Annotated in this window: 8 protein-coding genes; 3 read left to right on the top strand and 5 right to left on the bottom strand. The window is 64.0% G+C overall.

Annotation, left to right across the window (positions count from 1 at the left end; genetic code table 11):
• Positions 1–164: 164 nt before the first annotated feature.
• From LC083_RS09550 to LC083_RS09540, 3 genes are all read left to right on the top strand, one after another.
• Positions 165–1,151 (top strand): aspartyl protease family protein, encoded by a 987-nt coding sequence (locus LC083_RS09550; protein WP_226700201.1) that lies wholly within the window; start codon positions 165–167, stop codon positions 1,149–1,151.
• A gap of 38 nt (positions 1,152–1,189) precedes the next feature.
• Complete coding sequence (locus LC083_RS09545) at positions 1,190–3,010, top strand: ABCB family ABC transporter ATP-binding protein/permease (protein ID WP_226700200.1); 1,821 nt, start codon at positions 1,190–1,192, stop codon at positions 3,008–3,010.
• A gap of 110 nt (positions 3,011–3,120) precedes the next feature.
• A complete protein-coding gene (locus LC083_RS09540) occupies positions 3,121–4,614 on the top strand; it encodes a SulP family inorganic anion transporter (protein ID WP_226700199.1) in 1,494 nt (497 codons plus the stop codon).
• A 4-nt stretch (positions 4,615–4,618) separates the two neighbouring features.
• Here LC083_RS09540 and LC083_RS09535 read toward each other — a convergent pair whose 3' ends face one another.
• The 5 genes from LC083_RS09535 to LC083_RS09515 all read right to left on the bottom strand — a co-directional run bounded on the left by LC083_RS09535 (position 4,619) and on the right by LC083_RS09515 (position 8,757).
• A complete protein-coding gene (locus LC083_RS09535; RefSeq protein ID WP_226700198.1) occupies positions 4,619–5,890 on the bottom strand; it encodes a dicarboxylate/amino acid:cation symporter in 1,272 nt (423 codons plus the stop codon).
• Between the two features lie 83 nt (positions 5,891–5,973).
• A complete protein-coding gene (locus LC083_RS09530; protein WP_226700197.1) occupies positions 5,974–6,381 on the bottom strand; it encodes an ACT domain-containing protein in 408 nt (135 codons plus the stop codon).
• Complete coding sequence (gene hslU / locus LC083_RS09525; protein ID WP_160606110.1) at positions 6,381–7,679, bottom strand: ATP-dependent protease ATPase subunit HslU; 1,299 nt, start codon at positions 7,677–7,679, stop codon at positions 6,381–6,383. The genes LC083_RS09530 and hslU overlap by 1 nt, the downstream gene beginning before the upstream one ends.
• A gap of 7 nt (positions 7,680–7,686) precedes the next feature.
• Positions 7,687–8,247 carry an ATP-dependent protease subunit HslV gene (gene hslV, locus LC083_RS09520; RefSeq protein WP_319003435.1) on the bottom strand — a complete coding sequence of 187 codons (561 nt, stop codon included), beginning with the start codon at positions 8,245–8,247 and terminating at the stop codon, positions 7,687–7,689.
• A gap of 39 nt (positions 8,248–8,286) precedes the next feature.
• Positions 8,287–8,757 carry an outer membrane protein assembly factor BamE gene (locus LC083_RS09515; RefSeq protein ID WP_226700196.1) on the bottom strand — a complete coding sequence of 157 codons (471 nt, stop codon included), beginning with the start codon at positions 8,755–8,757 and terminating at the stop codon, positions 8,287–8,289.
• Positions 8,758–8,902 lie beyond the last annotated feature (145 nt).

The following is an 8,902-nucleotide window of genomic DNA, read 5'->3' as shown; positions in this document are numbered from 1 at the left end:
CCCGATTCAGATCCCTGAATCGGCCCGGGTTGAATCGCGATTCAGCGGAATCGGGCCCGAATCCGGTGAATCGGCCATCGGGATTCGCGGCCGACACGAATCCACCAGCGACTTTGGCTCTCACGTGCGCGCGTGTTACCTTTGTCCAAGATTGGAGACAGGCCATGGCCGCAAACCTCGTCCTTCCCGCAGCGCTGTTGCTGGCAGCGACCGCCCCGCTCGCGCCGGAGCCGCAGGTCACAGGCACACAAGCCCCGTCAACCGCCGACACCGATATGCCGGTCGACGAGCTCCAGCTCGACCGCGACCGCTACGAACGCCTCACCGTCCCCGTCATGATCGACGGCAAGGGGCCCTTCCGCTTCTTCATCGACACTGGCGCCCAAGCCACCGTGATCACGCGCCGCGTAACGGAAGCATTGGAGATCGAGCCCAACGGCGAGGCCATGCTGGTCGCCATGGGATCGGCCCGCATGGTCCAGACGGTGGAGATCGACGAACTCGAATTCGCCGACCGCGTCTTCAGCGGGCTCGTCACCCCCCTGCTCGACAGCCACCATATAGGGGCGGACGGGATCCTCGGCCTCGACAGCCTGCAGGACCTGCGCGTCGCAATGGACTTCAAGGAAGACCGCATCGCAGTCGCCGATGCCGATGCTCTGGGCGGCAATCGCGGATACGACATCGTCGTGCGCGCGCGTAACAAGCTCGGGCGGATGATCATCACCGATGCGGAAATCGACGGGATCCGCACTGCAGTCATCCTCGACACCGGCGCACAGTATTCCTTCGGCAACCCGGCGCTGCTGCGCAAGATGATGAAACGCTCGCGCGCGGGCGACCGCAACGAGCTGGTGACGTCGGACGTCCACGGCGAGATGCTGCGCAGTAATCTCGCTTTCGCCAAGGAGATCATCATCGGCGGGGCAACCATCACCAATGCGACCATCGGCTTTGCCGACAGCCCGGCGTTTAAGGCGCTGGGCTATACCGACAAGCCGGCACTGATCCTCGGGATGCACAACCTTGCCCTGTTCGAACGCGTGGCGATCGACTTCTCGACCCGGCGCGTCCTGTTCGACCTGCCGCGCGATGCGACGCCCAATTCGATCCTCAACCGCAGGTTCAACGCCACCCGGATGGGGACCTGAACTTGCCCGCGAGCGCTGCGCGCCCCACATAGCGCGCCATGCCGCCCGAGACGAAACCGCAGGACGAGACCGCCGACGCCGAAAGCTGGGCGACGCTGCGGCGTTTCCTGCCCTATCTCTGGCCAAAGGATAATCCGCGCCTGAAGCGGCGCATCATCGGCGCGATGGTATTCGTGCTGGCGGCCAAGGCGACGACGCTCGCCCTGCCCTTTGCCTACAAGCGTGCAGTCGATTCCATGACCACGCCGGCCAACGAGGCGGCGATGGTCGCTCTCGCCTTCGTCATTGCCTATGCCGCCGGGCGCTTTGCCGGGGTGGCATTCGACAATCTGCGCAACATCACTTTCGAGCGCGTCGGACAGGACGCGACGCGCCAGCTGGCCGAGGACGTCTTTGCGCGGCTGCACCAGCTGTCGCTCCGCTTTCACCTCTCGCGCCGGACCGGCGAGATCACCAAGACCATCGAGCGCGGCACCAAGAGCATTGATGTCATGCTCTACTTCCTGCTGTTCAACATCGCGCCGACGGCAATCGAGCTGCTGGCGGTCGGTGTGATCTTCTACATCAATTTCGGCTGGGAACTGGTGGCCGCGACCGGCGTGACCGTGGCCGCCTATATCATCGTCACCCGCAAGATCACCGAGTGGCGCAACGAGTTGCGGCGCCGGATGAACGAGCTCGACGGGACGGCGCTGTCGCGCTCGGTCGACAGCCTGCTCAATTACGAGACGGTCAAATACTTCTCCGCCGAAGAGCGCGAGCGCGCCCGCTATGGCGAGGCGACCCATGCCTGGGCCGAGGCTGCCATCAGGTCCGAAAACTCGCTGGGCCTCCTCAACATCAGCCAGGCCATGATCATGAACCTGCTGATGGGCGGCGCCATGGCCTTTACGGTCTGGGGCTGGAGCAAGGGCCAGCTGACCACGGGCGACCTCGTGCTGGTGAACACCTATCTCATCCAGCTCTTCCGCCCGCTCGACATGCTGGGCATGGTCTATCGTACGGTCAGGCAAGGCATCATCGACATGGCCGCCATGTTCGACCTGATCGATACCGACGTGGAGGTGCGCGATGCACCCGGCGCCCCTGCCCTCGTGGTGAAGCGCCCGACTATCGCCTTCGAGAATGTCGTCTTCGGCTATGAGCCGGATCGTACGATCCTCAAGGGCCTCAGCTTCGAAGTGCCGGCGGGCAGCCATGTCGCCATCGTCGGTCCCTCGGGCGCGGGCAAAAGCACCATCGCGCGCCTGCTGTTCCGCTTCTACGACCCGCAGTCGGGGCGGATCCTGATCGACGGGCAGGATATTGCCCAGGTCACCCAGAAGAGCCTGCGCGCCCAGATCGGTATCGTCCCGCAGGACAGCGTGCTGTTCAACGAGACGATCGGCTACAACATCGCCTACGGGCGCGAGGGCGCGACCGAGGAAGAAGTCATCGCCGCGGCGCAGGCTTCGGCCATCCTGCCTTTCATCGAACGCCTGCCGCAGGGTTTCGATACCGAGGTGGGCGAACGCGGCCTCAAGCTGTCGGGCGGCGAGAAGCAGCGCGTCGCCATCGCGCGCACGCTGGTGAAGAACCCGCCGATCCTGCTGCTGGACGAAGCGACAAGTGCGCTCGACAGCCGGACCGAACAGGACATCCTGCGCACGCTGCACCGGGTGAGCGAGGATCGGACCACGCTCGCCATCGCGCACCGCCTCTCGACCATCGCCGATGCCGACCGCATCCTGGTGCTCGACCAGGGGCGCCTTGCAGAGAGCGGGACGCACGCGCAGTTGCTACGCCAAGGCGGCCTCTATTCCGAGATGTGGGCACGCCAGCAGGCCGAAAGCGAAGCCGAGAGCGAGGCGGCGGAATAGGAATTCTGCCCCCGCGGGGTTGTGTTGCACTGCAACATCCTTAAACGGGCGAGCAACATTCTTCGCGCGCGCCCGTGCGCGCCCAATCCTGACACGAACGGATATTCGTCATGCTCGACCGCAGCGCGCTTCGCCGCGACTGGCTCTCCAACATCCGCGCCGACGTGCTGGCAGGTATCGTCGTCGCGCTGGCCCTCATCCCGGAAGCGATCGGATTTTCGATCATTGCGGGCGTCGATCCGCGCGTAGGCCTCTATGCCTCGGTCGCGATCGCCATGGTCATCGCCTTTACCGGCGGGCGGCCCGGCATGATCAGCGCCGCGACGGCCGCAGTGGCGGTCGTCGTCGTGCCGCTGGTACGCGATCACGGGGTCGAATATCTCTTCGCCGCGACCATCCTTATGGGCGTGTTCCAGGGCATTGCCGCCCTCCTCCGCCTCGACCTGCTGATGCAGTTCGTCTCGCGCTCGGTCATCACCGGCTTCGTCAATGCGCTCGCCATCCTGATCTTCATGGCGCAGCTGCCGCAGCTGACCAACGTGGGCTGGGAAACCTATGCCATGGTCGCCGCCGCGCTGGCGATCATCTATCTCTTCCCCAAGCTGACCACCGCCGTGCCGAGCCCGCTGGTAGCGATCATCGTGCTCACCGCGCTGAGCATCTACATCAATGCGCCGGTCAACACGGTCGCCGACATGGGCGAACTGCCCGAAGGCCTGCCCTATTTCATGCTGCCCGACGTGCCGCTGACGTGGGAAACGCTGGCCATCATCGCTCCCTATTCGGCGACCATGGCCGCGGTCGGCCTGCTCGAATCGCTCCTGACTGCGCAGATCGTCGACGACATGACGCACACCGGCTCGAACAAGCGCCGCGAAAGCGCAGGCCAAGGCGTCGCCAATATCGTGGCCGCCATGTTCGGCGGCATGGGCGGCTGCGCGATGATCGGGCAGTCGGTCATCAACGTGACGAGCGGCGGGCGCACGCGCCTTTCGACCTTTACCGCAGGTTTTTCGCTGCTGGTCCTGCTGGCCGTGCTGGGCGACCTTGTCGGGCAGGTGCCGATGCCCGCGCTGGTGGCGATCATGATCATGGTGTCGATCGGCACCTTCTCGTGGAACTCGATCCCCAACATCGGCAAGCACCCGTGGCAGTCGAGCGTGGTGATGGTCACCACTGTCGTGGTCGTGGTGGCAACGCACAATTTGGCGCTCGGCGTGCTGGCCGGCGTCGTCCTGTCGGGTGTGTTCTTCACCCACAAGGTGATGACCATGTTCGATGTCGTGCGTACCCGCGAGGGAGACACCGCGACCTATTGGGCCAAGGGCCAGATCTTCTACGCCAGCGTCGAGCGCTTCGAAGCCGCGCTAGGCCCCGAGAGCCAGATGCCCGACCCGGCAGACCACGTGATCATCGACGTCAGCAAGGCGCACTTCTGGGACATCTCGGCCGTGGGCGCGCTCGACAAGGTGGTCGAACGCATGCGCCGGAACGGTCGCAGTGTGCAGGTCGTCGGCCTCAATCGTGCAAGCGCCGATCTGGTCGACAAGTTCGCCCTGACCGACAAGACCGGTGTGGAGATCGGCCTGGCACCGCACCCCTGACAATCTATTCGGCGGCGACCGGCTCCGAATTGGTGCTGCGATCCACAATCGCCGTCGCGGCCGCGTGAGCCGTGACGTTTGTGACGGTCTTGAAGATGTCGGGGATTATCTCGACCACAAGCAAGACTACGATGAACTCGATCGGAAATCCGACCAATGCGGCAAATGGCGTGGTCTGGGCCACTGCAGTCGCAGTGTTGGGTATCCCAATCGTGCCCATTTCCATCAGGATGCCGAGCAGGCCGACAGCGATCAACATCGCGATACCGAAGGAGGAAATACCATAGACTGCTGCAGCGTATGCGCTGGTCATCATGAAGGACGGCGGGCCAATGAAACGGAAAGCCACAGCGACAAGCGGCATGGTCGCGCTAATCGATTCTTCGGCCAGTCCCATCCGGCGGCATGATTCGATCGTTATCGGCATGGTACCCGTAGAGCTCTGGGTACCGGCAGCAACAGACTGGGCAGGCAGGATAGCCTTGGCGAACGTCATGACCCCAACTCTCGTTGTGAGGGCCACAACCACATAAACGACAAGGAATGCGAAGAGCAGGCTCGCGCAGGAGAAGGCTACCCAGTGCGCCAAGCCAGCGAAAATATCTGCTCCGAAGCGTTGTGTCGTTGGCAAGATGAGCAACAGGACCCCGATGGGAGCTAGGCGCAGGACCCATTCCACGATCACGAAAGCTACATCAACGAGCCCGGTGAGTGCATCGGACAATACCTGTTTGCCCGCAGAGGTAGGCATGCTTGCGAGAGCGGCACCGAATACCAGAGCGAAGAAGAGCACGGGCAAGAGGCTTGGCCCGGCCATGGCTTCGATAATGTTCACCGGCACGATGGCCAGCAAAGTGTCCTGCCAGTGCAGGCTCTCGGCAGAAACACTCTCTCCGGCCATCGCACGCATGGCTTGCGCCATGTCCTGAGTGACCGGAAAAGCACTCAGAAAAACCTCGGTGGTCAAGGCACCGACCGGCACTGAAAGCACGTAGAGCGCCATCATTACGTAAAAAGCCCGGCGCGCTGCTCCCGTCCCCTTCGACACGCCCTTCGACCTGATGAAGAGCGTTGCGACGAGGCCGAAGACGAGCGGCAGGATCGTCATCTGGAGCGCCTGGAGCCAGAGCTTGCCGCCGATTGCGGCTGCCTCGACGAACTGGTCCACACCCTCGTTCCGGCCGGTCGATGGCAATGCGAGGCCGATCACCGCCCCCAGTGCCAGCCCCAGCAGGATCCTGATTGAAAGCGAAAGCGTCTTCAGCCGGTCCCACATCGCAAGTCCCCCCGAACCCGGAGGAAGTGTGACCTGAATTGGTGGAAGTGGCAAGGAGCCCCCGGGACGGCTCCCGGCCGCGCCTAGAGGTCGGCGCTGTCCTGCAGGATCTTGAGGACCGTCATCGCGCGCTTGCTGTGCGCGGCGGGCACGAAGGCGTGGTCGTGATGGAAGGCTGCGACCATGTTGCAGGCAATGCCCGCATCGGCGAGCGCGGTGGAAACCGCCGCGGTCAGCCCTACGCCTTCGAGGTCGGAATGCACCATCAGCGTGATGCGCGCGAAATCGGGTCCTCCCAGCCCTGCCTCGTCCGCCAGCTCTGCCGGGACGATGGCGGTCACACCTTCGTCCTCGCGGAAAGTGCCGATGGCGGCGCCCAGCAATTCGGGCGCCTTGTCGGGCGTTACGGTCACGAACCTCCAGAGCTGTGTGTCGAGCCGCGGCGCCATGCCCGCGATCATCGCTTGGGTCTGGAGGATGGTTTCGGGCATCAGAGGATGTACTTGCTCAGATCGGCGTCGCCTGCAAGGTCGTCGAGCCGTTCGCGGACGTAGGCCGCATCAACGGTCACCGTCTCGCCCTTGTGCTCTTCCGCCTCGAAGCTGATGTCTTCAAGCAGGCGTTCCATCACGGTCTGCAGGCGCCGGGCACCGATATTCTCGACGCTTTCGTTCACCCGCGCCGCGATCTTGGCGACTTCGGCAATGGCATCGTCGGTGATCTCGAGCGTGACCTCTTCGGTCCCGATGAGGGCGCGGTATTGTTCGACGAGGTTGGCGCGCGTCTCTGTGAGGATGCGCACGAAGTCTTCTTCCGTCAGCGCGCGCAGTTCGACGCGGATCGGCAAGCGGCCCTGCAATTCGGGCAGCATGTCCGACGGCTTGGCGACATGGAACGCGCCCGAGGCGATGAAGAGCACGTGATCGGTCTTCATCGGCCCGTACTTGGTGGCAACCGTCGTGCCCTCGATCAGCGGCAGCAGGTCGCGCTGCACGCCTTCGCGGGACACGGAACCACCGCGTACGTCGCTGACCGCGATCTTGTCGATCTCGTCCAGGAAAACGATGCCGTTGGTCTCGGCATTCTCCAGTGCGACGCGGTGCACGTCGTCCTGGTCCATGCGCTTCTCGGCCTCTTCCTCGACCAGCTTGTCCCACGCATCGGGTACCTTGAGCTTGCGCCGCTTGGTCGGCGTACGGCCCATCGCCTTGCCGAGCATGTCGGACAGGTCGATCATGCCGACATTGCCGGGCATGCCGGGAATTTCCATGTTGCTGGCCGGCTGGTCCTTCACGTCGATCTCGACCTCGGTCTCGTTCATCGCGTTCTGGACGATTCGTTCGCGGAAAGCCTCGCGCGTCGCTTCGCTGGCATTCTCGCCGACGAGCGCGTTGAGCAGGCGGTCCATCGCCGCCTGGCTGGCAGCTTCACGCACGGCTTCGCGGCGGCGTTCCTTTTCCAGCCGGATGGCTTCTTCGACGAGGTCGCGAGCGATCTGTTCGACGTCGCGGCCGACATAGCCGACTTCGGTGAACTTGGTCGCTTCGACCTTCACGAACGGTGCCTCGGCCAACTTGGCCAAGCGGCGGCTGATCTCGGTCTTGCCGCAGCCGGTGGGGCCGATCATGAGGATGTTCTTGGGCGTCACCTCGTCGCGCAGGTCCGCAGCAAGGCGCTGGCGGCGCCAGCGGTTGCGCAGCGCCACGGCAACGGCGCGCTTGGCGTCTTTCTGCCCGATGATATGCTCGTCGAGCGCGGCGACGATCGCCTTGGGTGTCAGATTGTCCATGTAAGTGTCAGACCTCTTCGAGGGTCACATTGCCATTGGTGAAGACGCAGATGTCGGCGGCGACCTTCATGGCCTTGCGCGCGATGACTTCGGGGTCGTCTTCATATTCGGCGATCGCCTTCGCCGCGGCGAGCGCGTAATTCCCGCCCGAGCCGATGGCGGTGATGCCGCCTTCCGGTTCCAGCACGTCGCCATTGCCGGTGAGGACGAGGAGGTTGTCCTTGTCCGCCACGATCATCAGCGCTTCGAGATTGCGCAGGTACTTGTCGGTGCGCCAATCCTTGGTCAGCTCGACCGCGGCGCGCAGCAGCTGGCCGCTGTACTGTTCCAGCTTCTTTTCCAGCCGTTCGAACAGGGTGAAGGCATCGGCAGTGGCACCGGCGAAACCGGCGACGACCTTGCCGCCTTCACCGATCCGGCGAACCTTGCGAGCATTGGGCTTCATGACCGTGTTGCCCATGGAGACCTGTCCGTCCCCGGCAACGACGATGCGATCGCCCTTGCGTACCCCGATGATGGTGGTGCCGTGCCACTTGGTCAGGCTGTGGCGGTTTTCTCTATCGTCCATGCGGCGCGATATGGGGTGCGCCGCAACAGGGTCAAGCGATCAGCTTCCCGGGCCCTGCTGTCCGCCGAGGCCCGGCTGGCCTACGGTGCCGATATTTCCGAACAGGTCTTCGAGGAAACCGCGCTCGCGGCCGAGCGTCGGCGTCTCGTCGCCATCGGGCGAGAGATAGACGACCTTTTCGAGGCCCGTGCGGTCGGCGGAGATCACGTTACCGGACGCATCGAACTTGACCGCCAGCACCTGGTGTTCGCGGATGCTCGGGCGCACGAAGGGCTTACGTCCCGTCGTGCTCGACACGTAATACCAGGTCGGATCGCCGAACTGGCTGGTGAAGGTGGGGCGGCCAAGCGTGGCGGCCACGCTGCGCTCGTTGTCGATCCCCGGCTGGACCGTACCGACCAGGATGCTGTCGACGATATAGCCGCGCGATTCCTTGATCGAGCTGCAGGCGGTGGTGGCGAGGCCTGCCGCGAGGATCGCGGCGATACCGAAAATCTTGGACCTGTTCATGGGAACAGCGTGTCTCCATCCTGGCGGCGCGCTTGGCCTTGTCGCCAGCGCATCCTATATGCGGCCCACGCCCTAAACCGCTGGGACGTAGCTTGCAACGTGCGTGTCGTGCTGCGGTGGGGATGGCGGCTTGAATTGCCGCTGA

Origin of the sequence: Qipengyuania gaetbuli (assembly GCF_020524765.1) — a bacterium.
Lineage (GTDB): Bacteria > Pseudomonadota > Alphaproteobacteria > Sphingomonadales > Sphingomonadaceae > Qipengyuania > Qipengyuania gaetbuli_A.
This window is presented reverse-complemented; position numbering and strand designations above follow the sequence as displayed.